The 26,757-nt window shown below is 34.9% G+C and carries 22 protein-coding genes; 10 read left to right on the top strand and 12 right to left on the bottom strand.

Features of this window, described 5'->3' with window-relative positions:
* Positions 1-38: 38 nt before the first annotated feature.
* Complete coding sequence (locus tag R1X58_RS12865) at positions 39-3,410, top strand: tetratricopeptide repeat protein (protein ID WP_240574560.1); 3,372 nt, start codon at positions 39-41, stop codon at positions 3,408-3,410.
* A gap of 12 nt (positions 3,411-3,422) precedes the next feature.
* Here R1X58_RS12865 and R1X58_RS12870 read toward each other — a convergent pair whose 3' ends face one another.
* From R1X58_RS12870 to R1X58_RS12910, 9 genes are all read right to left on the bottom strand, one after another.
* Positions 3,423-4,163 carry a hypothetical protein gene (locus R1X58_RS12870; protein WP_240574559.1) on the bottom strand — a complete coding sequence of 247 codons (741 nt, stop codon included), beginning with the start codon at positions 4,161-4,163 and terminating at the stop codon, positions 3,423-3,425.
* A 139-nt stretch (positions 4,164-4,302) separates the two neighbouring features.
* Positions 4,303-5,598 carry a DUF418 domain-containing protein gene (locus tag R1X58_RS12875; RefSeq protein WP_240574558.1) on the bottom strand — a complete coding sequence of 432 codons (1,296 nt, stop codon included), beginning with the start codon at positions 5,596-5,598 and terminating at the stop codon, positions 4,303-4,305.
* Positions 5,599-5,646: 48 nt separating this feature from the next.
* The gene (locus R1X58_RS12880) at positions 5,647-6,612 is read right to left on the bottom strand and encodes a hypothetical protein (protein ID WP_240574557.1); all 966 of its coding nucleotides are present in this window, start codon (positions 6,610-6,612) and stop codon (positions 5,647-5,649) included.
* Positions 6,613-6,838: 226 nt separating this feature from the next.
* A complete protein-coding gene (locus R1X58_RS12885) occupies positions 6,839-7,252 on the bottom strand; it encodes a DsrE family protein (protein ID WP_240574556.1) in 414 nt (137 codons plus the stop codon).
* An 18-nt stretch (positions 7,253-7,270) separates the two neighbouring features.
* Entirely contained in the window at positions 7,271-7,945 is a 675-nt protein-coding gene (locus R1X58_RS12890) for a Tat (twin-arginine translocation) pathway signal sequence containing protein (RefSeq protein WP_240574555.1), read from the bottom strand.
* A gap of 2 nt (positions 7,946-7,947) precedes the next feature.
* Complete coding sequence (locus R1X58_RS12895; RefSeq protein ID WP_240574554.1) at positions 7,948-8,841, bottom strand: c-type cytochrome; 894 nt, start codon at positions 8,839-8,841, stop codon at positions 7,948-7,950.
* A 302-nt stretch (positions 8,842-9,143) separates the two neighbouring features.
* Positions 9,144-12,593 (bottom strand): 4Fe-4S binding protein, encoded by a 3,450-nt coding sequence (locus tag R1X58_RS12900; RefSeq protein ID WP_240574553.1) that lies wholly within the window; start codon positions 12,591-12,593, stop codon positions 9,144-9,146.
* A gap of 72 nt (positions 12,594-12,665) precedes the next feature.
* On the bottom strand, positions 12,666-13,220 hold the full coding sequence (locus R1X58_RS12905) for an OsmC family protein (protein WP_240574551.1): 555 nt from the start codon (positions 13,218-13,220) through the stop codon (positions 12,666-12,668).
* 186 nt (positions 13,221-13,406) lie between these two features.
* Positions 13,407-15,251 (bottom strand): sigma 54-interacting transcriptional regulator, encoded by a 1,845-nt coding sequence (locus R1X58_RS12910; protein WP_240574549.1) that lies wholly within the window; start codon positions 15,249-15,251, stop codon positions 13,407-13,409.
* A gap of 133 nt (positions 15,252-15,384) precedes the next feature.
* Here R1X58_RS12910 and R1X58_RS12915 point away from each other — a divergent pair, with 133 nt between their 5' ends.
* Positions 15,385-17,418 carry a tetratricopeptide repeat protein gene (locus tag R1X58_RS12915; RefSeq protein ID WP_240574547.1) on the top strand — a complete coding sequence of 678 codons (2,034 nt, stop codon included), beginning with the start codon at positions 15,385-15,387 and terminating at the stop codon, positions 17,416-17,418.
* 66 nt (positions 17,419-17,484) lie between these two features.
* On the opposite strand, the gene R1X58_RS12920 is transcribed toward R1X58_RS12915, so the two are convergent.
* Both R1X58_RS12920 and R1X58_RS12925 read right to left on the bottom strand, forming a co-directional pair.
* On the bottom strand, positions 17,485-18,219 hold the full coding sequence (locus R1X58_RS12920; protein ID WP_240574544.1) for a hypothetical protein: 735 nt from the start codon (positions 18,217-18,219) through the stop codon (positions 17,485-17,487).
* Positions 18,220-18,364: 145 nt separating this feature from the next.
* Positions 18,365-19,060: a Crp/Fnr family transcriptional regulator gene (locus R1X58_RS12925; protein ID WP_240574542.1), complete on the bottom strand. Its 696-nt coding sequence runs from the start codon at positions 19,058-19,060 to the stop codon at positions 18,365-18,367.
* Between the two features lie 168 nt (positions 19,061-19,228).
* On the opposite strand from R1X58_RS12925, the gene R1X58_RS12930 reads away from it, so the two are divergent.
* The 6 genes from R1X58_RS12930 to R1X58_RS12955 all read left to right on the top strand — a co-directional run bounded on the left by R1X58_RS12930 (position 19,229) and on the right by R1X58_RS12955 (position 24,545).
* Entirely contained in the window at positions 19,229-20,452 is a 1,224-nt protein-coding gene (locus tag R1X58_RS12930; protein ID WP_240574540.1) for a class I SAM-dependent rRNA methyltransferase, read from the top strand.
* A 67-nt stretch (positions 20,453-20,519) separates the two neighbouring features.
* Positions 20,520-21,467: an NAD(P)H-dependent flavin oxidoreductase gene (locus tag R1X58_RS12935; protein ID WP_240574538.1), complete on the top strand. Its 948-nt coding sequence runs from the start codon at positions 20,520-20,522 to the stop codon at positions 21,465-21,467.
* Between the two features lie 62 nt (positions 21,468-21,529).
* Positions 21,530-22,516: an aldo/keto reductase gene (locus tag R1X58_RS12940; RefSeq protein ID WP_240574529.1), complete on the top strand. Its 987-nt coding sequence runs from the start codon at positions 21,530-21,532 to the stop codon at positions 22,514-22,516.
* A 163-nt stretch (positions 22,517-22,679) separates the two neighbouring features.
* On the top strand, positions 22,680-23,108 hold the full coding sequence (locus R1X58_RS12945) for an META domain-containing protein (RefSeq protein ID WP_240574527.1): 429 nt from the start codon (positions 22,680-22,682) through the stop codon (positions 23,106-23,108).
* A gap of 3 nt (positions 23,109-23,111) precedes the next feature.
* On the top strand, positions 23,112-23,918 hold the full coding sequence (locus R1X58_RS12950) for a hypothetical protein (RefSeq protein ID WP_240574525.1): 807 nt from the start codon (positions 23,112-23,114) through the stop codon (positions 23,916-23,918).
* 18 nt (positions 23,919-23,936) lie between these two features.
* Positions 23,937-24,545 (top strand): Pr6Pr family membrane protein, encoded by a 609-nt coding sequence (locus R1X58_RS12955; RefSeq protein ID WP_240574523.1) that lies wholly within the window; start codon positions 23,937-23,939, stop codon positions 24,543-24,545.
* Here R1X58_RS12955 and R1X58_RS12960 read toward each other — a convergent pair.
* A complete protein-coding gene (locus R1X58_RS12960) occupies positions 24,522-25,094 on the bottom strand; it encodes a GNAT family N-acetyltransferase (protein WP_240574522.1) in 573 nt (190 codons plus the stop codon). The genes R1X58_RS12955 and R1X58_RS12960 overlap by 24 nt on opposite strands.
* Before the next feature lie 98 nt (positions 25,095-25,192).
* Here R1X58_RS12960 and R1X58_RS12965 point away from each other — a divergent pair, with 98 nt between their 5' ends.
* Complete coding sequence (locus R1X58_RS12965; protein ID WP_240574520.1) at positions 25,193-25,618, top strand: PaaI family thioesterase; 426 nt, start codon at positions 25,193-25,195, stop codon at positions 25,616-25,618.
* A gap of 3 nt (positions 25,619-25,621) precedes the next feature.
* The gene (locus tag R1X58_RS12970; protein WP_240574518.1) at positions 25,622-26,740 is read left to right on the top strand and encodes a chorismate-binding protein; all 1,119 of its coding nucleotides are present in this window, start codon (positions 25,622-25,624) and stop codon (positions 26,738-26,740) included.
* The last annotated feature ends 17 nt before the right edge of the window (positions 26,741-26,757 follow it).

Raw genomic sequence — 26,757 nt, forward strand, 5'->3', positions numbered from 1 at the left:
TTAACTTTATAGGGTAATCAGCCAAACCTTAAATTTCAATGAAATGCAATTATTTTAGAATTGTATTACTTCTTTCTTTTGCTGTTTCTTTTAGTCAATCGACTAAATTAGACAGTTTACAAGCTGCTTTTCAAAACGATAAAATATCAGATTCTTTAAGGTTTGAGTCGGGGCTTGATGCTTTCATGTTATTATTCAGAAAAGATTTGGATAGTGCCCGCCATTATGCAAATTCATTATTAGAGTTTTCCAATCAAAAACAAAATAAGAACTGGGAGGCTACCACACTGCGATTTATAGGAAACACCTATGCATATCAAGGTAATTTTCAAGAGGCGTTAAGGTATTTTATAATGAGCCACAATATCCTTGAAGCATTAGGTGATGTTAAAGCTTTATCGACTACTTATAATAATATAGGATCTATATACTATGAATTAGGCGATTTCACCAAAGCTATCGATAATGAATTAAAAGGGTTGAAAATAGCTGAAAAATCTAATGATACTTCAAATTTAGCACGGCTGACTAACAATTTAGGAAATGTGTTTTTCAGGCAGAATAATAATGAAAAAGCTTTAGAATACTATACCTACAGTTTAAATCTGAAAAAGAAAATTGGCGATAAGGGTGCCTTAATTCATGCTTATAATAACATTGGTTTGGTTCATAATAGTTTGAGACAATTCGATGAAGCTTTTGAGAACTTTCAAATATGTATTGAGCTATCTGAAGAATTAGATAATAAAATATCTTTAAGTCGTGCTTACGAAAATATAGGAGAGTTGAATAACTTAAAAGGCGATTTTAAAACATCTCTGGAATATTTAAATAAGGGAATTCAGATTAAAAATGAAATTAATGATAGTGATGGATTGGTGAGTATATACCTAACCAGAGGAAATGCTTATATGGGTTTAAACCAATTTGAAAAAGCCCGTTTAGATTGTCAGAAAAGCTTAGAATTAGCAAAGGCAACCAAAATGCTTTTGGTTGAAAAGGAGGCATGTGAGTGTTTAAGTAACGCATGGCAAAATCTGGGAAACTATAGTAAGGCATTATCATATTATAAGCAATCTATTGTCGCAAAAGATTCATTATTCAATAATGAAAAGGCTCAGGAAATTACACGTCAGGAAATGGAATACCAGTTTGAGCGTGAAAAGCTGGCAGATAGTATTGCATTTAACAAACAAAAGGCGGAGCAGGAATTACAGTATGCCGAAAGTATTAGTAAACAACGCAACAAATCCAATTTAGTGGTGTTTACTACCATTGGATTGCTGCTTATTGGTTTTATTTACTGGCGCTCCAGACGTAAAAGTATTAAGTTAAAACAAGAGCGAGAAGTTGTTACAAGATTAAAACAGGTCGATCAGTTAAAAGACCAGTTTTTAGCCAATACCTCACACGAACTGCGAACCCCTTTAAATGGGATAATAGGCTTGTCAGAATCTTTAAAAGATGGTGCAGCTGGCCCCATGTCGTTAAAAGCTATCGAGAATCTCGATATGATTGTTAATAGTGGCAAGCGTTTATCGAATCTGGTTAATGATATTTTAGATTTTTCAAAGTTGAAAAACAACGACTTACAATTGTCTGTTCATCCGGTCGATTTATATGCTATTACAGATTTGGTTTTGAAGGTGTCAGAAAGTTTAATCAAAGGGAAATCGCTTCAGCTCATTAATTCTGTTCCTAAAGATATTCATTTGGTTGAGGCTGATGAAAATCGTATTCAGCAAATACTTTATAATTTAATAGGGAATGCCATAAAATTCACCGAAAAAGGCACGGTTCAGGTCAAGGCGCATCAGGAAGAAAACAAAATAAAAATTTCTGTTTCCGATACTGGTATTGGTATTCCGGAAGATAAATTTGAAAGCATTTTTAAGTCTTTCGAGCAGGTAGATGGATCGGTGGAGCGGGAGTATGGTGGCACTGGACTAGGCTTGTCGGTGACCAGACAGTTGGTAGAGTTACATGGCGGTACTATTAACGTAGAATCTAAAGTTGGAGAAGGATCAACGTTTACGTTTACTTTGTCTTTAAGTGAAACAGATAGAAAGGATGTAGCGATTATAAAAAGAGTAGCATCAAACGATAAGGTTCAGAAAATTAAAGCAGATAGAGAAGATAGCAAGGTAGAAGTCTTGCCTTCGGAAAACAAAGATATTAAGATTTTAGTGGTAGACGATGAACCTATAAATCGTCGGGTTTTAGAAAATCACTTAACCGTAGCCGGGTACTCGGTTGTTGAAGCTGGTAGTGGCAAAGAGGCGTTAAATTTAATGAAAACTGAAAGTTTTAACTTGATTCTCCTTGATATTATGATGCCGAATCTTTCCGGGTATGAGGTTTGTGAAATGATTAGAAAAGACTTTTCCGCTAGCGAGTTGCCCATTGTTTTACTTACAGCTAAAAACAGAGTGAGCGATTTAGTTGCTGGTTTTAATGTAGGCGCCAACGATTATTTAACCAAACCATTTTCTAAAAATGAATTGCTTAGTCGAATTAGAACACATGTTAATTTAAATGGAATTCATAAAGCTACAAGTCGATTTGTGCCAGCCGAATTTTTAAAATCTGTAGGGCGAGAAGCCATTACCGATGTGGTTTTGGGCGATCATATTGAAAAGCACGTCACTGTTTTATTTACCGATATTCGAGATTATACGAGTCTGTCAGAGAGTATGACGCCGGAACAAAATTTTAAATTTGTGAATGCTTATGTTGGACGCATGGGACCTTTAATTAAAAAGAATAAAGGTTTTGTAAATCAATATTTAGGTGATGGTATTATGGCGCTTTTTCCAGAAAATGCGGCTCATGCGTTACAGGCCACTATCGATATGCAAAAGGTAATTATAGAATACAATAAACGAAGAGTTTCTGAGGGATTTAGACCCATTTCAGTTGGTATGGGCTTGCATACCGGCGAGCTTGTTATGGGTATTATTGGGGATGTTTACCGAAATGATACAGCGATTATTGCCGATACAGTAAATACCGCTTCAAGAATGGAAGGCGTAACAAAATATTATGGAGCAAAAATTATTATCAGCGATAGTAGTCTGGCGAAAATAAGTAATAAAGAAGATTTTAATTTTAGATATTTAGGTAAAGTTAGGGTGAAAGGAAAGTATAATACCATGGGGATTTATGAATGTTTTGATGGTGATAAGGACGAAAGCATTGCATTGAAACGCAAAACTATGGAGCAATTCGAAAGGGGAATGACTCATTTTTTTGCAAAGGAATTTCCTAAATCTTCAGTTGCGTTCGATAGTGTATTGGCGATGCATCCAACCGATTTGGTGGCAAAATATTTTTTAACCAAATCGGCAGAATATACCCTTTCAGGTGCTCCCGAAGATTGGGATTATGTTAATGCAATACCTGATAAATAAGATTAAAAACATTTAATGTTTCTTCATGTTGCGCAATTGTTCATTGGCTTCTTTGAAAATATTTTTAATAACGTCGCCATTAGATGGTTCTTCGTCAAGTGTTTCCGGATCCCATTGACTGCGTTCAGTAGCAAAGAAGTCGCCGCCATAAATATGTATTCCGCCAGTAAATCGCTTTAACGGATTGGTTACCGAATGAATAGCATTTGCATTAAGCATAGCCACATCGCCTTCGAACAGGCACTTAGCCTTGTTGGCCTCTAATCCTTTTGCAGTGCGTTTCCATAAGATATTATCTTCACGACCGGTGTAAATAGCAATGTTGGCCCACATCAGATGGTTGTGCGGCATGAGGTTCATTTGTGGTGTCCATGAAGCGGCAAAAATGGTTAAATCTTTAGAGCGAAGAAAAACTTTAAGTCCTGCTTCGGTAGGGTGTCCTATAGCCTTTAACATTTGAGAAGTGTTTGAAACTTCTTTGGCTAAAACTTCTTTTACTGCTTCCTGAGGATTAGAATCTTTATTAGCAGTAATACAGTCTTCAATAAATTTTTGCATTTCAACTAAATCACGCTCCTCGAGAGGAATGATAGATTCCCCATGATCTAAAGCCTCTGATGAAATCTCAACAGATTTAGCAGAAATAAAAGCAGGAAGCGCTGCCAGACTAAGTCCGAGACCTAATGTTTTTATGACATCTCGTCTAGGATTATCAATGTTCTCGACGTTTGGATCTTTCTTTTTCCGTGGCATGACCTGTTTATTTCTAGTAAGTTACGTAAAATAAAATGGTTTTATAAGGTTATGTATTTTTATTTATAACAAACCTTAATGTATGTTATTGATTATAAAGTATTTATCAAATGGTTGAAAATCAAAAGAAGTTTCAAGATTATTTCTTTAATGGATGACGTTTTAAGTAACTCAGGTTTCGCCATAGCCATTCCAAAGGACCAAACTGGTAATATTTTAGCCAAATCGGACTGACAATGAGTTGAAATATCCATATTGCAAAAACAATATACATAAGTTCATGACGCTGCAATGTTCCAAATAACCCCAAACCAACCCCGGTAAATATAAACATAGCAAAAACCGAATGCATAACATAATTAGTTAAAGCCATTTTGCCTACCGCCGAAAGACTTGTTTTTAGCCATCTTAATATAGGTAGCTTACAAAATATCATTATAAGAGCTACATGTCCCAGAGATGTGGCTACGCGTCCTAGTTGATAGGTGTAAAATGATTTGGCAAAGGCTGAATAAGAGAAGTTGTTATCTAATATCAGTTTGGTTTCATGGTAATTTATGGATAATCCAATGGCATAACAGATGAGTGCCATTACGCTATAAAACTTAAAAGATTTTTCAGCCGAAAGAATATTTAATTTAAATAAAGCAATGCCTAAAAGCATCATACTTAACACATCCCATAAATCATAACGATACGAATCATGTTCATTAAATTTAGTGTTAAATGGCGCTAAAAATGCGACTACCGAAAAATAACCCTTGCGCATATTTTCATTATATTCTTCAATTGAGGCCGGAGTTCTTTTCTTTTGCATGGCTTCCCATTTTTTTGAAGCTTCTTTTAAATCGTCGGTTAATTCTTTTCCTTCAGATTTGTATTGATTTGCTATTTTTGCTTGTTCAGCAAATTCTAAATCCGATTTAATATCGAAGTAATCCCAGGTTGTTCCAGCGATAATTAAAAATGCAGCAATTGCAATTAGTGTTTTAGGATTTATGTATCTAAAGGAGAAAACTAAAAAGCCCATCAACGCATAATTATACAGAATCTCTCCAAACCAGAGTAATAAGTAGGCATGAATCAATCCAAAAACCAATAACCATAATAATCGTCGGAAATAAATATTTGCTGCTTTAATCCCTGCACCTTTCTTTTCTAAGCGATCTAACAGAATATACATGCCTACACCAAAAAGTAGCGAAAACAAAGCGCGCATGGTACCTTCAAAAAACATGTTAGCAATAATCCAGGTTGTTAAATCCCAACTAGTATAACCACCAGAAATGGTAGGGTCTGCATAGGCTCGTGCAAGTCCCATACCGTTAATATTCATAATAAGAATTCCCAGAAGGACAATGCCCCTCATAATATCTAGAGATTGAATTCGGTCTGTAGGTTTTAAAGGGGATAAGTTTTGTTCATTTGTGGTCATATGGCGGTTTTTAGGTTTTTGGAAAAAGCATTTTATAAATAGGAAGGGTTAATTGTATACGGTGAAAGCCTTAAACATGTTTCTTTCTAAGGCGTTTGGTATTTCTGAGATAAGGACATAGTGTCCTTTATCCAGAAAAACCTGAAAAAATCCTGTTTCGCCCGCTTCTAAGTCTTCAACACCACCTAAAAAGGTTAATCCTGAAGGCGCAGGAGATCTAAGAGATGTGATATCTCCAGCATTAATCCATTTATTAAGAATTGGAATAAGTGTATCATTTTCAATTTTAACCAGATTCACATCATGCCCAAGAAAGGTTTCATAACGTTTTTGGTCTTTAAAATGAACACTCAACTGATAATTTCCGGCTTTTAAAGAATCTTGAAATGTGATTCCTGTTTCACTTGACACGATAATATTATATTGTGCCTCAGGTATTTTAGCATTACTTTTTTCTTTGGTAACAGTAATTTCTTTAAGCATGCCGTAAAACGCATGAGGCATGCCATCAGGCATACGAATATAACATTCCATAGCGTATGTTCCCGGATCAAGGAATAGCGTTGTTTCAGCCTGGCTTTTGGGAGATAGTAAACCAACACCTCCATAAAATTTAACATCATACCACCATTTAGGAGTTTGTTCAAGAGCTTTCATGGCGGCTTCAAAATCATTTTTAATTAATGCTGAAAAGGCTGATTTAAAAGGTGGAACAAGTTCGTTTTTGTAAGTTTCTAAATTGACGCCGTTGGGTAATTTTTCTAAGATAAAAAAGTGGGTTTCTGTCGATTTATTGTTGTAACGAAATGTAGTCCATCCTGATAGAAGAGTATCTGGTATTATAAAGTCCATCACGTTTGTGGTTACGTTCACAATATTTTCATCTAAAGACTTTAAATTAGATTCTTTAATGTGATTGTTGTTTTTACTTGTCTCCTTTTTACAGGATACTATTAAAAGCAAACTGAGAGTAATTAAGATAATGTGTTTTGAAAGTTTGAATTTTAAAATCATAATAGTGTTTTGTTTTATAAAATTTAGAAAACAGAATACGCTATTATAAATCAGGGATGATTTCAGTGTTCTTGCTAAGAATCAATATGTTAAATATAGGTAATTTTCTTCAATAAAATTACAGGGAGTGATAAATTAATTTATTGATTATTAATGATATATCGCTGATGGTGTGTTTAAAAAAAACCGCTTGATAAAGCGGTTTTTTATGGGTTATAAAAGGAATTTACTGACTTTCTTTTATGTAACCCCAACCTTCTTTTTGCTTAGATACAATTTCCAGAATACCGTCGGGTACTTGTTTGACGCCTTTAATAAGATCTTCGTCTTTGGTATTATGACGTTTCATGGTGCCCTGACAAATGACAAAGTCGATATTGTCTTTTTGAACCAGTTTGGCAACATCATCGGCGACTACCGATTTGTCTTTTAAAACCATATCCATAGCGCCGCTGTACATCACCACTTCGAATTGTGAATTCGGATAGGCTTCAGACATGGCTTTAACATGCCGAACAGCGGCTTGATGTACTTTGGTATCGCCACTGGTAACATCGAATACTATTTTTACGGGTTTTTCCTGAGCGATGACAATCAAAGAGAGCAGGCATGCCCAGATACAGCTGATTACTGTTTTCATTTTTATTACGTTTTAATATTATTCACCAGCGAAGATATAGGCACATTGATGTGCTTGCGCTCTTTCAAGAGCCCAAACTCCTGATGGAACAAGCTTAACGTTTGGTAACATACCATTTACCCATTCCTGATATACTTTAGTTGGATCTAAGCCCATTTTTTCGGCTACTTTGCCGCTATAAACTTTAGTTGCCAAATCGCATGCACAAAACATGGCGCCACGTTCGTCTAAACTTTTTAGTCCACCAGGACCGTTTATTGGGTAATCGCCATCCTGTGGTTCGTAGAATGGATTTCTAACAGCAAATTCTTTTGTGTGATCTTTTACATTGAAAATTTCACCTAGTTTGTATTTTTTCCAGATTTCATCGTTAAGTGCCAGACATAGTCCACTATGGCGTAAAACAGTCATGGCTGTAATATCGGTATCAGGTGAGCCAGTTTCATTATTTGTTAAATAGAAGGCCCAGTTCCAGAGTATCGGCAATCCGTAGTGAGGCGTTGAACCATCATAAACTACACGATGAGTTCCTTTAATTTGGTCGAACCAATCGTAAGTTTCATTCATTTTTGATTCGTCAAAAATAGTGGTACTGGCGTAAATCGGATTCGTTAATACCGAAATAGTACTGGCTGTTGCTCCTAAGGCAAGTGCGCCTAAAAATTGTCGTCTAGTGTTGTTTGTTGTTTTCATAATTATTTGGTTTTAGTAATGTTATAGGTTTTTTTGTAGTATTCCATAATAGGTTGAAATGGACCTATCTGGTGCTGTTCAGTTGAAAAAATATCGGCGTAAGGCGGGTAAGGGGTAGAGACGGGTTTCTTTTTTAAATCGGGGAAATCTTTTTCAGGATTTGATTTTAACGGGCGTTGCTGCATGTTTACATATCCAGCAACATCGTAAGCTTCCTCATCGGTTAAAACAGGAGCATCATAGGTGGTTCCGAAAGGCATATTGGCTTTTATAAACTGGGCAGAAGTAATTACTCTAGCCATTCCTGCGCCATGATTATACGAATCTTCTCCCCAAAGAGGTGGATATTCATAGGTGAATCCGTTACTATCTTTAACACCTAAACCGCTACTGGTATGGCATACGGCACAATTGTTTTCAAAGACGATCTTTCCATGAGCTAAATTCACAGGACGATTAGGTATTTTTAGTTTTACAAACCCCTGACCTTCAATATTACCATCTTTCGGGGCATATCGGCTCAGGTATTCCAGATATTTTACGATAGCTTTCATTTCTTGACTATCTGCTGGAAGCATATGGCCGTTCATACTCCGTTCCATGCATCCATTAATACGTTCTTCAATGGTGCCTATTTTATTTTCTCGTCCTCTAAACTGTGGAAAGCGCTGAATGATGCCTATTAAGGGAGCCGAATAGGGTTTTGTTCCTGAGTTGAGATGACAATTTTTACAGGCTAAGCGATTTCCCTGATAAGCCATATTGGGGTTTCCGTTATCGGGACCAATGTATTTAGGCGTCTCGTTGAATAATTCGTATCCGTATTTAATTATAGTATTAGCTTCGGAATCGTTCAATGACGCCACATCATAATTCATGTAATAGATGTTAGGCATCTGTTTAGGAGTGTTTAGCGTGATAACATCGAAAAGTATGAGAACCAAAAAGATGGATAAAACGACAATAACACTAAAGCATATAACGATTAGTCTACCTATTTTATTTATTATTTTAATGGGTTGATTATGCATTGTTAGGGTTTAAAAAAAATAAGCAGTAGTTAAGGTTTTCTATAGAAAGGGGCAAACAGGTAGGTAAGGTAAATGTGACCGAAATAAACCAAAGAATAATGGTTTGCTGCAATCTGTAAATTAGGGTGTTGAGTAAAAATCTTACTTAAAATTACAAAAAAATAAGTTTAGTTGTTAGTATAAGTTATTTTGTTGTTTATCAGATTGTTGGGTTGCGATATGTTTAGGTATGTTTTAAATTTATTATTAATGTGATTTTGATAAGTTACCAGTGCTTTTTCAGCTGAATGATTATCATCTTTGAATAGTTTTGAAAATCGTTGTTCCAGTTTCAGATAGTCTGTAATCTTAATACTTGGTGCTTTAGAATCTAGTTGTAGAGGTGGTTGACTATATTTTAGACGTCTTGGGTCATGACGGTAAAGCAGCCATTGTCCGGATTGTACTGCTGCTTTGTGATATTGACTGGGTTTAGTCATGTCGATACCATGTGACTCGCTATGACAGTAAGCAATGATAATTGATGGTCCATTAAAACTTTCTGCTTCATTAAAGGCTTTTAAAGTTTGTTTCGGATTTGCCCCAATAGCAATTGATGCTACATAAACATTGCCATAGTTCACAGCCATTAAACCTAAATCCTTTTTTTGTTTTTTATTGCCATTAAAAGTAAATTTAGCTTCGGCACCAAAAGGAGTGGCTTTAGAGGCTTGTCCACCAGTATTATCATAAACTTCATTATCTAAAACCAGAATATTTACATTTTTACCAGAAGCCAATACATGGTCGATACCACTGAATCCTATATCGTAAGCCCAGCCATCACCACCAACAATCCAGATGCTTTTTTTAATAAAATTATCTGCTAAATTATAGAGTTGTTTGTGTTTATTAGTTTCAATTGTTTTTAAAATTGTTTTTAGCTGGTTCACATAAGTTCTCTGATTGTGTATTTCCTTTCCATTGGTTTGTTTATTATTTAAAATATCGTAAACCAGTTTTAAAGGTAATTCGGGAGACAATTGTTTTAAAAGTTGTCTGGCTTGTGCTAACTGTTGGTCAATAGATAATTTATAACCTAAACCGAATTCGGCATTATCTTCAAATAGAGAGTTTGCCCAGGCAGGACCTTGTCCATTATTGTTTGTGCTCCAGGGGGTGGTTGGTAATGCACCTCCAAAAATAGAACTGGCACCCGTAGCATTTGCAATTAATAATCGGTCGCCGTAAAGTTGCGATAATAGTTTTAAGTAAGGTGCTTCACCACAGCCTTTAACGCCCATAGGGTATTTAAATAAGGGTTCCTGTAATTGCTGCTGACTCATTTTTGTAGTGTCAATTTTTGTTCGGTCAAATTCATGCATAGAATTGAAATAATCCCAGTTGTCGTCATTTGTTTTAGCTTGTTTATCTGTTAATTTTAAAGCTTTTGAGCTACAGGCATCAACACAGTTATTGCAGCCGTTACATTGGTTAGGATTGATTTGAATAGTATAATTTAAAAGATAGATTTCCCATTCTGTTTCTGTGGCTTTAATAGATTTAAAACCTTTAGGAGTCTGATTTAAATAAATATCGTCAAAGACTTTAATGCGTAAAGCCCCTTGTGGACAAGCCATACTGCAAACTCCGCATTGTGTACATAAATCAGTTTTCCACTCTGGTATATAAGATGTTGCTTCAATAGAGTTGAATTGTGAGGTGTTTGTGGGGTAGGTGCCATCTAAAGGTAGTGCACTAACGGGAATAGAATGCCCCTGGTTAGCAATTAGTTTTCCTAAAAAGGTGTTAGAAAATGGATTGCTATTTTCTGAGTTTAATATAACTTCGGAAGTATCAACCTTTTGGATATGTTGTTTTATCAATGCTATGGTTTCGGCATCTAAACACTGATTTGTTAGCGCCAAAAAACAAACTTGTAATGCTGAAACATTAAGGTTACTTGTAATTTCTAAATCTTGAATAGTTTCAATGTTTACAATCTTTAAAATGATTGATTTTTTAATGATTTTCGTTTGTACCGATTGAGATAATGATGTCCAGAAGTTTTTAGTCGTTAAATCAGAATTTACTAATAATAAACCGCCTGGTTTTAGAGTTTCTATAACCATATCGTTTTCTATAAAGTTTACGCTATCAGTGGCGATAAAGTTGGCATTTTCAATTAGGTACGGAGCTTTTATAGGTTTGTTGTCTATTCGTAAATGTGATACATTTCTGGAGTTCGATTTTTTATAATCACACTCTGTATAGCCTTGAATGAACGTATGTTTTTTTGAACCGATAAGCTTTAATATCTGTTTAAAGTTTTCGCCAAGCGATTTGCGTTTGGTTTCGTAAAATATAGCTTGATAAGATTGATTTATATAAAGATTTTCTTTTGTGGTTAAACTTAAGTGAGTTACATCGTCAGTAATGCTCACGGTAAAATGATTTTTAGGGCTGTTTTCCTTAAGGTTATCGAAAATTGCTTTGACCATGGTTGGCGTAAACTCTTTTGAAGATAAGCCATAGCGACCTCCAATGACTTGGGGTAAATGAGGTATTTGATGAGTTTGAAATGCTTCAGTTAAAGACTGTAACACATCTAAATATAAAGGTTCACCGTTAGATCCTGGTTCTTTGGTTCGGTCTAAAACGGCTACGGATTTGCAAGTTTTTGGTAAGGCTTCAATAAGATGTTTAGTGCTAAAAGGTCTGTACAATTTCACTTTAATCAAGCCTAGTTTTTCACCTTTTTGGTTTAAATACTGAATGGTTTCTTCAATGGTTTCAGTTGAAGATGCCATAGATATGATGATTGATTCTGCCTCAGGATGTCCGATATATTCGAATAATTTGTATGGTCTTCCGGTTAGGGTTTCGAATATTTCCATTGTATGTTGAACGATATCGGGACATGAGTTATATGTGGTATTTGTCGCTTCCCGACTTTGAAAAAACACATCGGCAGCTTGTGATGTTCCTTTGATAGTTGGTTTATTTGTATTTAAAGCACGATCACGATGTTCTTGAATAGCTTCGGAAGGGGTAAGTTGCTGAATGATTTCATCGGTATTAGTTTTAATTTTAGAAATTTCGTGTGAGGTTCTGAAACCATCAAAAAAATGAATAAAAGGTATTCTACTTTTCAGACTGGCTACCTGGGCGATAAGAGCAAAGTCATGAGCCTCCTGAACCGAAGCACTGGCAAGCATAGCATAGCCGGATTGTCTAACAGCCATAACATCGCTGTGATCTCCAAATACAGATAAAGCATGAGTTGCAATACTTCTAGTGGCAACATGAATAACATTAGGGGTAAGTTCTCCTGCAATTTTATAAAGGTTCGGTAGCATCAACAGTAAGCCTTGTGAGGCTGTAAAAGTTGATGATAACGCTCCGGTTATTAAGGCACCATGCATGGCGCCGGCAACACCTGCTTCACTTTGCATTTGATAAACACTAGGTGTTAAACCTTGATAATTTATTTTGTTTTCAGCAGCCCATTGCTCAACCAGTTCGCTCATTTCTGATGCTGGAGTAATCGGGTAAATAGGCATCACTTCATTGGTTTTGAAGGCGATTTTAGCCACAGCCTGATTGGCGTTTAGGATACTGTATTTTGAAGTTTTCATGATGCTGGTTAAAAATTAAGTGATAAAAAAATGGCTACCGGTTAGTTTATAGTAGCCATTTTTTTGGTTAGCCTATTGTTTTACAATTTCTATTTTAACAGGCGTTGGGTTGGTAATCATGTCGAATACCGGAGAGAATTTAGCAAGGTTTTCAAGTTGTTCTACGCTTGCATCAGATTTCACTTTTAAAGTAAAGGTGATACCGTCGAATCCGGTTCTAACTTCAGGATCTAATCCTAAGAATCCGTGTAAGTCTAAGTTACCTTTTAAAGACGATTCGGCACCTTCAATGGTAATACCGTTTGCAGCGGCGTGGTAGACCATAGCTCCTGTTAAGCAAGATCCTAAAGCGTGTAATACAACTTCAGGTGGTGTAGCAGCAGTGTCGTTACCTAATAAAACGTTTGGGTGGTCACATTCCATAGTGAAGGTTTCTTGACGAGAAGTATCTTCTTGTCCTACGCCGTAAAATTCTTTAATGCTTGATACACAATGTCCGCCATCAATCCAGTTGTTTTTAGATCTGAATTGGAATTTTGCTAATTCTGGATTTTGTTGAACTGCTCCAATGGTTTCTACTAATTGGTCTACGTTTACTCCGTTTTTTACATTTGCTGTTGTAATCATGTTTTCTAAATTTTAAATTGATTAATTTGATTAATTGATTCGTTGCCATAGTAAATGCATTTGGCGTGCCAAACTTTTTAAAATACTGAAAATCAATGATTTGCGTGATTGAAAGATGTGAAGTTAACTAACTGAAAATCGTATATTTACGAAATTTCGTTAGTGTATTTACGAGATTTCGTGAATTTACAGAGGACGTTCTATACCAAAGGCCTTAATTTTTGAAGCCAAAGTGGTAGGAGGTATTTTTAAAAGAGCAGCTGCACCGTTTTCGCCGGATATTTTCCACTTGGTCTGTTTTAGCGCTTTGAGAATATTGTTTTTTTCCAAAGAAGCTAATTCTCCGGCAGTATAAATTTTATCAGGTGTGGGTTTTGTAGTTTTGGTTTCTTCATTTGTTTGAAGAGGAATAATACTGGGTAAATTGAGACTTTTGTTTTTTGAAACAATAACAGCACGTTCAATCAGGTTTTGTAGCTCACGAACATTTCCCGGCCAATGATATTGAATCAATAAGGTTTTATCAGTTTCAGATAGGGCAAGAGGAAGTTTTCCCATTTTTTTTGAAAACTGGTTAACCATTTCCTGTGCAATTAAAACCACGTCTTCACCACGCTCTCTTAAAGCAGGAACTTCAATAGGAAATACATTAAGGCGGTAATATAAATCTTCTCTGAATTTGCCTTCTTTAGCAAAAGTTTTTAGGTTACGGTGGGTGGCGGCAATAATACGTACATCGACCTTAATAGTTTCAGAGCTTCCCACAGGGTCAAATTCGCCTTCCTGGATAATGCGCAACAGTTTGGGTTGAAGGTCTAAAGGCATTTCGCCAATTTCATCAAGAAAAATAGTGCCTCTGTCAGCTAATAAAAATCGTCCTTTTCGGCTGGCTGTGGCTCCGGTAAAGGCGCCTTTTTCATGACCAAACAATTCACTTTCTATAAGATTGGCAGGAATAGCTCCACAATTAATTTTAATTAAGGGTTTATCGCTTCGGTCGCTTTCTTTATGAATAGCTCTGGCAACGAGTTCTTTTCCAGTACCGGTTTCACCATGAATTAATACCGTGGCATTAGTTTTTGCAACCTGATGAATAAGGTTTAAAGCCGCTTTCATGTTTTGGTTTTCGGCAATAATGCCATAACCACTGGTAAGCTCCTGAATTTCTTCTTCAAGATACTGTGCCTGATTAGTTAATTGATTGATTTTGTTTTCGGCACGGATTCTATCTTCTGTATTTCTTAAGATTAAGGTATAATAGTAATCATTCTCGACACCATATTTACTAATAGTACCTTCGTTTAATGTTTCGGTATTGTTGGAACCTATAACCTTTATTATCTGAGGAAGGAATTGGTTTATGGTATCATTATCAATTTCATTGTTAACTATGGTTTCAATTAAATCGGCGCTGTCATCATCAAAAAAGAACAGCACGTTTCGTTGTAGCACATCGTCGTTTTCCAGTAATTTGTTTGCAGAGGGATTGGTAAGGGTGATTTTAAAATTCTGATTAAACATAATAATGGCATCCATCGCGCCATTAATGAGTCCGCTCATTTTAGAATGAGCAATTTCAATATCTTTTTTTGAGCTGGCCAATCGTTCCTGAATAATATCGAGTTCCCGATGCCGTTTAATTAAAACAGATAAAATACCGTTGGCAAAGCCAGTGTCGGTTTTTATTAAGTTGACAAAGTTTTTACGATCAATAATTAGGACGTTTGTTTTTTCAACGGTAGTCACCGATGCCGAACGTCTTTGATCATCAATTAAAGCGTATTCACCAAAACATTCACCAGCTTTAAGAAAACAGTAAATATGATTTCCTTCATGAACCTTAACATGGCCTTCAAGGATAACAAACATAGAATCACCAACATCTCCTTTCGTAAGTATGCTTTCATTTTTTAAAAAGGTTTCAGTTTTAGATGCTTTGCATAGTTTATCTAAAGAAGGTCTGGAAACCTCGGTAAAAAAAGGAACCCCGGTAAGAAATTCGGAAACACTATTATTAAAAACGTCTGGCATATTGGTTGCATTACTTCCATAAATATAAATAAATATCGTGTAGAATTCTGTTAGTTAAGTAATTATGTGAAATATGTTGTTTTTAAGGATAATGTTTTAAATTAGTGTATTAAACATTTTCCACTCAGATAAAATGACACAAACACGACAGCTTGTAGCAATTATGTTTACCGATATTGAAGGGTATACAGCCTTGATGCAAAAGGATGAAAAACAAGCTGTGCATATTCGACAAAAACATCGAGAAATATTTAATAGGTCTACAACAGAATGTGGTGGAGAACTTATTCAATATTATGGAGACGGAACTTTAAGTGTTTTTAAAAGTTCAATTTCGGCTATAAATTGTGCCATTAAAATGCAGCAGCATTTTCAGGAAGAACCAATTATACCAGTTCGTATTGGAGTGCATTTAGGTGATATTATTCGTACGGAAACCGATGTTATAGGTGATGCTGTGAATATTGCGTCTAGAATAGAATCATTGGCGGTTCCAGGAAGTATTTTAATTTCAGATAAAGTTAATGATGATTTAAGAAACCAAAGTGAATTTGAAACTAAATATCTTGATGTTTTCGAATTTAAAAATGTGAATCAAACCATGCCTGTTTTTGCAGTAGCCAATGAAGGTGTTGTTGTTCCGAGTTTATCTGAGATTAATGGTAAAACAGAAGAACGAATAGGGAAATCATTCAAAAGCTTTAAACGAAAAGCAGCTGTTTTGTTAGTCATATTGTTAGCTTTTATCACAACATTATTGCTTACGAGACCTGAAAATTTAGATAATAACCAATTAAATGATTTAACCATTGCCGTTTTACCATTTAACAGTGTGAATTTAGATGAAAATTCTGAGGCGTTTACCGATGGTGTTACTGAAGATATTATAACACATCTTTCTAAAATTCAACATCTTCAAGTGATTTCTAGAGCATCGGCTATGCATTATAAAGGCACTGCTAAATCCATTAAACAAATAGCGAAGGAGTTAGATGTTAATTATATTCTTGAAGGTAGTGTTCGTGTTAATGATAATCAGGTGCGTATTAATGCTAATTTGGTAGATGCTACAAGTAATAAAAATTTATGGGCTAACAATTACGACAATACCATGGTTCAGATTTTTAAATTACAAACCGATGTATCAAAAGATATTGCTAATGCTCTTAAAATTCGATTGAGTGAAACCGAAGAATCCCGTTTAAATAATTTACCAACAAATAACCCTGAGGCTTATAGTGTGTTTAAAGAAGGACAAGCTTTTTTGCATCGTGGAGGAGGTAAGGTTGAAGAACTTAAAAAAGCCGAACAATTATTTAAACGAGCCACAGAACTGGATCCTAATTTTTGCAGAGCTTATGTTGGATTAGCAGAAACGTATCTTGAATATATTTTCTGGGGAAGGGAATCCCCTAAAAAAATGTTAGAGCTTGCCTCTATACCCGCTTTAAAAGCTTTAGCTATTAATTCAAGTGATGGAGGAACATTCGGTGCTTTAGGAGCAATTAGTTATTATAAATATCAAAGAGAAACAGCCATATTGTACTTAAAGAAGGCAACAGAGATTAACCCTAGTTATGTTAGTGCATACGATAAGTTAGCGTGGATTTATGCTTTTGAAGGAAACCTTAAGTTGATGGAAGAAAATTTTAATAAAGTAATTAAATTAGATCCGTTGTCTTCTAAGTATTTAGGCGACATGGGACAACATTATTATTATCTAGGGGAATTTCAAAAAGCGATTGATAAAATGGATGAGTCGTTAAAATTGTTTCCAAACAATAATATGCTTATCTGGATGAAGGCTACTAATTTATCAGGTTTAGGTAAGTATCAGGAAGCCATAGACCTTTATACATCAAGAAGTGTAGCATCTAATACTAACTGGATGCTTGGATATTGTTATGGGAAAATTGGCGAGTATGAAAAAGCCAGAGAAATATTAGAATATCAACTGAACAAAAATAAGATGGTTTATGTGCCTCCATTTATGATTGCAACCATTTATATGGGATTAGGCGATGTCGAAAATACTCTTACCTGGTTAGAAAAGGATTATGAAGTAGGAGGTCAGGGGCTTTTCTTTTGGGGATTAAAGCAAGATGTAAGATTTAAACCTTTAAGAGAAGAACCTAGGTTTCAGGCTTTACTGAATAAGGTTAATTAACATAAAATTAAAAAGCACAACCAGAGATTTTGATTGTGCTTTTAGTTGACTAATTCAAATAATAACTCAAATAAACTTACCATTACTATTTATCTTCAAAGATTTTTTATTTCCGTTTGCATCTATTTTTACCTTATAAATTTTGTTTGTTCCTGAGTCTTCGTTGTATGAAACAATGTATGTGTTGGTTTTTATAATTGCACCAGGGTATTCATCGTTTATGGCATCTAAAACAACACGAGGAAGTCTGATATCTTTAAAGCGTTCAAATGATTTAATTAGATTACCTTCAGCATCAAAAACTGCAGTTATCTGTCCACTTTTATCATCACCTTCTTTAAATCCAATTTCAAATCTATTAGAACGTTCATTATAAAATTGATGTTTGGTAATATCGAAATTAGCAACAAGAGTTTCTAAGGCATTTATACGTTCACAGTCTGCAGAAACAGCAACAGCATTGTAATACTCATCATTTAAGTGACTTTTTGTTGTTTCAGGAGACGAAGCTTTTTCTTTTAAAGATTCAAAAACATAATTGTCATTAATCATAAAGTTGTCGTTTAAGACAGCTAAAAGGTTTTCTTCAAAACTTGAATTTTTGCTTGCTGAAGCAAAATTAGGTTCTCTTTCTCGCAATATCTTATTGATATTTGCTTCTTTTTCTTTTGCTGTAGGAGATTCTTTAAAGTAATCATCCATAGTCGACGCCATATAAAGCGGATGGCGTTTATCTTCAATTTGAGAGAAACATAGGTTGGCAAATCCTAAAATAGTTAGAGCCAGTAAAAAATTTTTCATAATAATAGATTTAATTAAACAATTTGCTACCACTATTATTCAGGGAGAAAAATTTTATACTGTAAAACTAGTCGGAAAATGCACAGTTGTTTGCTACCCAAGTAGCACTTTTTGTTGTTTTAATAAATGTTTAACATTTGGATTATCAGTTGTTTTTTAATTTATCTAAAAGTAAATCCATGTTCTTGATTTCTATATTTTTATTTCTGATATCTATAATGCCTTCTTTTTTGAAAACCTGAATCTGACGGTTTAATACGGCGCGTGTGGTACCAATAAGTTGAGCTAATTCCTTATGTGGTAAGTCGTTGATTTTTTCAATCTGATTTGAAGAATGATTAACGTTATTTATGAGAAGTTTTGCTAGTTTCGTTGAAGTATCATCAATAGAGGAGCTGGTAACATACTCTTCTAAGTCTTTAAGTTTAATAAGTGTATAATGTAATAAGGATTTGTAAAATTCAGGATTATCCATCATCCATCGTTTTAATAAAATCGAATTTGTAGTAAGTATGTTGGCACAGGTTAAAGTTTCGTAGTATACTTTATGTTGTGAAAAATTTAATAGACGAGAAACATCAAAAGCATCGTTTTTAACTAATAAAAACAGAGTGATTTTACGATCTTTAGCTTTGTTGTAATAATAGAGTTTTAGTTTTCCGGATATGATGATATAAAAATTGTAAAGCGTACTGTCTCCGTCAAATAAACAAGTGTTCTTAGGCCATTTTTTTACAGATGAAATTTTAAGGAAAGCACATAATTCTTCATCTGAAATCTCTTTGAATAAAGGATTTTCTTTCAAAATAGGGATGATATAATCTTTATTTTCTTTGGCCATTTTAGGAAACAATTAGTGCTAATAAAGATTATTAAGGAGGAGCTAAGGCCTCAGGGTTACCAAATTTAATCATTTTTAATTAAGTAACCCTAATTTTTTGGTTAGAATTGTTTTAATAAGCGTTTTAAATGAAATACTTTTGACACTTGAAATTTATAGTTTAAAATCATGTCCTTTTCCAATAAATTAAAATCAACTTACAAGCCAAACAGATTAGCCGTTAAACTAAATACTAAAGGCGAACAGTTTGTGTTAAAAGGACATCCATGGGTGTTTTCAAATAATATTTCCAAGATTAAAGATGATGCCAAGTCGGGAGATTTAGCTATTATTTTCGATAAAAGTAAGAATCGTGTTATAGGTATTGGACTTTACGATGAAAATTCACCAATTCGTATAAAAATGCTTAATAGTGGTTTTGAAAAGGTTGAAATAAATGCTGAATTTTTTCAAAATAGAATAGAAGAAGCATTTGCCAAACGATACGAATTACTTCAAACCAATACCAATAGCTATCGCTTGTTGTTTGGTGAAAATGATGGATTTCCAGGTTTAATTGCCGATGTGTATGATTCGGTTTTAGTGGTGAAAATTTATTCAGAAATCTGGTTGCCATATTTAGAAAGTATTGTTCCAAGTTTGCAGGAGGTGTCAAGTGCTAAAACGGTAGTGATGCGTTTAAGTAGAAGTCTGGAGCAGTCTAGATTACATAATCTGGAAAATGGAGAAGTGGTTTTCGGGACACTTGAAAATGAAGTAGTAGAGTTTGTTGAGCACAATGTGAAGTTTTCTGCAAATGTTATTAAAGGGCATAAAACAGGCTATTTTTTAGATCATCGAGCCAATAGAAAACAGGTAGGAGAGTGGAGTAAAGGAAAATCGGTTTTAGATGTATTTAGCTACGCCGGTGGATTTTCGGTACATGCATTATATAACGGAGCAACATCGGTTACCAGTTTAGATATTAGTAAGCAGGCTTTAGAAATTGCTTTGGAAAACGGTAAACTTAATGACTATACCGGAGAACATAAAATTATTACTGGTGATGCTTTTGAGGAGCTTCAAAAACTTATCGATAACAAAGTAACTTTTGATGTAGTCGTTATCGATCCGCCTAGTTTTGCAAAACAGGCTTCAGAAGTAGACTTGGCAAAGAAAAAATACGCCCAATTAGCAGAATTAGGCGAAAAACTCACTGCAAAAAACGGTCTTTTGGTTTTGGCTTCTTGCTCGTCTCGAGTTACAACACAGGCTTTTTTCGATATCAATCAGCAGGTTCTAAGTAATGTAAAACGGTCTTATACAATAAAATTAAAAACGTATCATGATATCGATCATCCTGTAGCATTTGAAGAAGGCGCTTACCTAAAATGTGGATATTATCAATTTTAATATTTACATTACTTTAAGTGTTATGCACGCATAATAATTGGTATATTTGTTGAAATTCATTTTTAAAATGTCAACTAAACTTACCAAACTTCTTAATATAAAATACCCAATTATTCAGGCGCCAATGTTCTTGGTGTCGAATACTGCAATGGTTAAGCCAGCTATGAACGAGGGTATTGCCGGGTGTATTCCTGCACTTAATTACCGAACTTTAGACGAATTAAAAGTTGCTATAAAAGACTTAAAAGCATCTAAAGTTCAAGGAGGCTCATTCGGATTTAATTTAATCGTTAACAAATCGAATATTAAATATAAGGAACAGTTACGGGTACTTTGTGAAGAAGGCTGCGACTTTATTATAACTTCATTAGGGAGTCCTGAAGAAACTATTAAGGAAGCTCATAAATATGGTATTAAAGTATTTTGTGATGTGGTGGACTTAAAGTATGCCAGAAAAGTGGAAGCTTTGGGGGCCGATGCGGTAATTGCCGTTAATAATGAAGCCGGAGGACATCGTGGCGATTTATCACCTGAAACACTTATAAAATTACTAACGGCGCAATGTAAAATCCCTGTTATTTCTGCCGGAGGTGTGGGATGTAAAGCCGATGTTGACAGGATGCTGAATTACGGTGCTGCTGGAGTTTCGGTTGGAAGTCCGTTTATTGCTTCGGTAGAGGCTAATGTCACCGACGAATATAAACAAGCCTGTATTAAATATGGTGTCGGCGATATTGTTATGACTGAGCGTATTTCAGGTACACCATGTACAGTTATTAATACGCCTTATGTTCAAAAAATAGGAACCAAAGCTACCTGGCTTGAATCGGTTTTAAACCGACATAAAAAACTTAAAAAGTGGGTGAAAATGATTCGGTTTTCAATAGGGATGAATGCTACAAAAAATGCAGCTACCAAAGCGACATATAAAACGGTTTGGGTGGCGGGCCCAAGCATTGAGCACACCACTGAAGTTTTGCCTGTTTCATTAATTGTAAAACGCTTAGTTGAATAAGATATTTAATTCTTAATAGTTTGTTTTAACTTTGTTTGGTAAAAAGAAGAAACTAAACAATAATGAAATATAGAAATTTAGGACAAAATGGCTTTCAGGTTAGTGAGGTTGGATTAGGATGTTGGCAATTGGGTGCCGATTGGGGGCAAGATTTGTCGAAAGAATTGGCATTCGAAATTTTAAACGAAGCTGTAAAAAGGGATATTACTTTTTTTGATACCGCGGATGTATACGGTAACGGAAAAAGTGAAGCTTTAATAGGCGAATTTTTAAAAACCTGTGAAAATCCAATTCGGGTAGCTACTAAATTTGGAAGAGCGGCCAATGCTTTCCCAGATAAATATACCAAGGAGGTATTACGAAATACTGTTGAAGGTTCTTTAGAACGGTTAGGAACAGATAGTTTAGATTTATTACAACTACATTGTATTCCAACACAGTCTTTAAAAGACGGAGAGGTATTCGATTGGTTACGTGAATTGAAATCGGAAGGTTTAATTAAGCATTTTGGAGCAAGTGTAGAAACCGTTGAAGAAGGTTTAATTTGTTTACAACAGGAAGGTTTATTGTCCTTACAGGTTATTTTCAATATTTTCCGTCAGAAATTGGTAGACGAATTATTGCCACAGGCACAGGACAAAGGCGTGGGAATTATTGTGCGATTACCATTAGCGAGTGGTTTGTTAACCGGAAAATTTAATGAAAATACCATTTTTGCTGAAGATGATCACAGAAACTTTAATCGCGACGGTCAAGCGTTTAATGTTGGTGAAACTTTTGCAGGCCTTCCTTTTGAAAAGGGATTAAAGTTTGTTAAAGAAATAAAGAAAAATATACTTCCCGATGAATTAACCATGGTGCAATTAGCTTTACGCTGGATTTTAGACCATGAAGCTGTGAGTACAATTATTCCGGGAGCCAGTTCAAAGCAACAGGTTATAGGTAATGCCCAGGCATCTGGTTTAAACACGTTATCTCCCATTGTGCATCAGGCATTAACTCAGTTATATAAAGAAAAGGTTCACGACTGTATTCGAGGCGGATATTAATCTTTTCATTTTTAATAAAATATAAACCATGGCAACCATCAAATACTCTATTTATGGTTGCTATGTTTTTTTTATGTTAAAAGATATTTGGAATCGTTAAAACGTTTGATTTTAAGTTATTAATAAGCTAACTTCGTAAGGAACATATTAAAAACCTTAACTTATGAAATACTTAAGCTTAACTTTTTGTATTGCTTGTCTTCTATTTGTTTTTTCATGTAAAACATCACAGTCTACAACAGATGCCATATATAATTCATCATGGGAACTAGAATATGTTACAGGACCTCGAATAGCATTTGATGGTCTTTATCCGAACAAAAAACCTCAAATAACTTTTAGTAAAGAAGAAGGGAAAGTTATGGGAAACAATGGCTGTAATGGATATTCGGCAGATTATACTTTAGAAGGAAATAAATTGTCTTTCGGAGAGCCGGGACCAACAACTTTAATGTTTTGTGAAGGTGGAGGAGAAGTGGTATTTCTTAAAACTATGAAGAAAATAGATGCTTATAGTATTGATGCCGATGGAAAATTGAATTTATTGATGGGCGATTTACCTATGATGCGCTTCAAAAAAGTAACACCATAAGTCATGTTTAGGTTTGCTTTTGTATTCATAGGTTTCTTGATTTTACTCATTGGATGTAAAAATAAGAATACTGAAAAATTGGAAACTTCAGATACTGAATTATCAGACACGTTGAAAGTTCAAACAAAAAAAGAATATTCAGAAACACTTGAGTCTGGTTCTTATTTTAAAGCAGCAGGAACCGAAACATTTTGGGGTTTGGAAATTGCAGATAATAAAATTGAATTGAAGATGATGAGTGATACCATTATAACACCGCATATTGATCCTGTTCGTGCTATGGATGCTAACGTAAAGCGTTATCATGTAGAAACAGAAGCTGTGGTTTTAACGATTCAGATTTCAAAACGCAATTGTATAAACGCTATGTCAGGCGAGTCGTTTCCTTATGCTGTAACTATTAATTATAATTATACAGGAGAAACAGCAAATCATACCTTAGCAGGCTGTGGTTATTACACAACATCTTTGCAGACAGGTTGCTACGTATATAGTGGAGACGGAAATGAGTTGCTATTTCAAATTACCGATGTGAGTGACGATGTTTACGGTCGGTTAAACTACAGGTATCACGAAAAAGATGAGAACATGGGTAATTTTAGAGGGAAGTTGTATCGCGATAAGCTTCTGGGTACATTTACTTTTATATCGGAAGGTATAGAAAGCGTTAGGGAAGTCGCGTTTTTAGTGAAAAAAGATACTCTAATTGAAGGATTCGGCACCTTAAACGAAACGGGAACAGCCTTTAAGTTTAGAGATAGTATTGCTTATTCTTCTAAAATGCCTCTGGTGAAAACCAATTGTAAATAACATTTATATTAACCATTTATGAAAACACGGTTGGCTTATAGTATTGCTATATTGGGCTGGTTTGCCGTAATAATGCAGTTTTTTTTGATGCTAATGGATAAAACCATGTCTTCGGTTGAATCGATAGAACGGTTTTTTAGTTATTTCACCATATTAACAAACACCATTGTAGCACTGTTTTTTACCATGAAAAGTTTAAACTTTCAAAAGGTGGATTACAAAACATGGTTAACACCAATTGCGGTTTATATTACGGTGGTTTGCGTAGTATATCAAACCTTATTGAGATCGGTCTGGACACCTGAAGGTTTTCAGATTATTATAGACGAATTACTTCATAGTATTATTCCTGTTTTAACCGTGGTGTATTGGTTTTTGTACGATGGAGCCAAACATGTTGTTTGGTCTTTAATTCCGAAATGGTTGATTTACCCGTTGGTGTATTTAATATATATATTAACACGAGGTATGTTTTCCGGGTTTTATCCGTACCCGTTTATTAATGTTTTGGAAATAGGTTGGCAACAGACCTTAATTAATAGTGTTTTAATGTGTTTGCTGTTTTTAATGCTATTTTCTATGTTTATTGGTTTAGGACAACGTTTAAAGCTGGGCTACTATAGTTGATTTTATTTTTGGCCATTCTTCTTTTAAAATGCCATAATAACAAGTACTACGCTTAAAACCGTCCAGCATTAAAACATCTTTTCTTAGGATGCCTTCTAAGGTTGCTCCTAATTTTTCAACTGCTTTTCTTGATTTTGTATTGCGTTCATCTACGGTGAAGCAAACTTTGTCGAAGTTCAGCGTTTCAAAAGCATATTCAAGCATTAGGTATTTCATTTGTGTATTTAATCCGCTTCCTTGAAATTCTTTGCCAATCCAGGTCCAGCCAATGTGTAAAAGTTTGTTTTGCCAGTTTACTAGAGCAAAACGAGTACTTCCGGCATATGAGTTCAGTTGTTTGTCAAAAATAATAAAAGGGATTGCTGTTTGGTGGTAATATGCATCAACCGCAGTTTGTACATAATCTTTTAAGTCTTCCGGGGTGTCAATTTTACTCGGCGAATACTGAACAAGATTGGGTTGCTGTGCAATATCTAAAAGGTGTTTGTAGTTGCTTAAATCTAATAAGGTTAGTTTAACACGGTTATTTTCTAAAGTAGGTGCTTTCATAAAATTATTAATAAGGTAAATTTAATTAAAGGTTAATTTTTCATGCCTTTGATTAGCATTTTGTATTTTTACCTGCGCTAATAAAAATACAATATTAAATGCCATTATCTAAAGAGAATGTAATAGCTCAAGCTAATGCAGCTTGCAAAAATACTTTAATGGAAACCTTAGAAATTGAAGTTGTAGATTATGGTGATGATTTTTTAGTGGCTCGTATGCCTGTAAACTCGAGAGTACACCAGCCTGATGGTGTTTTGCACGGTGGTGCAACAGCCGCTTTAGCAGAAAGTGTAGGGAGTTTTGCTTCGCATATTTTTATAGATACCGAAAAGTTTTTTGTGCGTGGTATAGAAATTTCAGCAAACCATTTAAAAAGTATTCGTGAGGGCTTTGTTTATGCTAAAGCAACGTTTGTTCATAAAGGAAGAACAACCCAGTTGCTGGATATCAAAGTAACCGATGAAGACAATAATTTAATCTCGGTTTGTAAATTATCTACCATTTCGTTACCAAAACAAAGATAGTTAATGACCTTATTTAATTTTTTTACCTGTATTGAAACCCAATACAATAACGAGTTGCCTTTTGTTGCTTATAGAAAACCAGGAGAATCATCTATATCGGCGTTTTTACAAAAGGATAATACGTTACATATTACCAAAGATTTTACAGAGAAAGGATTTGTTTTTGCACCTTTCGATGATACTTTAGATGCTATTTTGTTGCCTGCAGATAATGCTTCAAAAATTATTTGTTCAGATTATGAGGTAATACCAACACAACTTAACGGTAAGCCGTTATCTGTTGTGACAGGCGAGCAAAAGGCCTTTCATATTAATTTGGTTAACAAAGGGGTTGAAGCTATTAAAGATGCTGCTTTTGAAAAAGTAGTGTTATCAAGACAGGAAGACGTAGAAATTAAAGAAACTAATCCTATTGAAATTTTTAAAAGTCTTCTTAATCATTATCCTTTAGCCTTTGCGTATTGCTGGTATCATCCAAAAGTGGGTTTATGGTTAGGCGCGACTCCCGAAACTTTGATAAAAATTGAAGGTCAGCAGTTCTCAATTATGTCATTAGCCGGCACTCAGGAATACAACGGTACACTTGATGTGACCTGGCAGAATAAGGAAAGGGAAGAACAACAATTTGTAACTGATTTTATTGTAGATAGCATTAAGCCTTCAGTAGGCCATTTAAAAGTTTCGAAAACAGAGACGGTAAAAGCCGGTAATCTGGTTCATTTAAGAACTCTAATTTCAGCACGACTGGACTCTAATTCAGCGTTAAAGGATGTCATTTCAATAATTCATCCAACGCCAGCCGTTTGTGGTTTGCCTAAACAGGAGTCAAAAGAGTTTATCTTAAAAAATGAAAACTATAATAGAGAATATTATACAGGTTTTTTAGGTGAATTAAATTTAGAAACCGTCGCTAAACCCCGTTCAGGGCGACGTAATATAGAAAACCGGGCATATGCCATTCCTAAGAAAAGTACCCAGTTGTATGTGAATTTACGTTGCATGCAAATTAAAAATAGTACTGCAATTATCTATGTTGGAGGCGGTATCACATCACATTCAAATGCGGAAAGCGAATGGGAAGAAACGGTATCGAAATCTAAAGTGATGAAAAACGTTTTGTAATTAGGGTATTTGCTACG

Origin of the sequence: Aestuariibaculum lutulentum, assembly GCF_032926325.1 — a bacterium.
GTDB lineage: Bacteria > Bacteroidota > Bacteroidia > Flavobacteriales > Flavobacteriaceae > Aestuariibaculum > Aestuariibaculum lutulentum.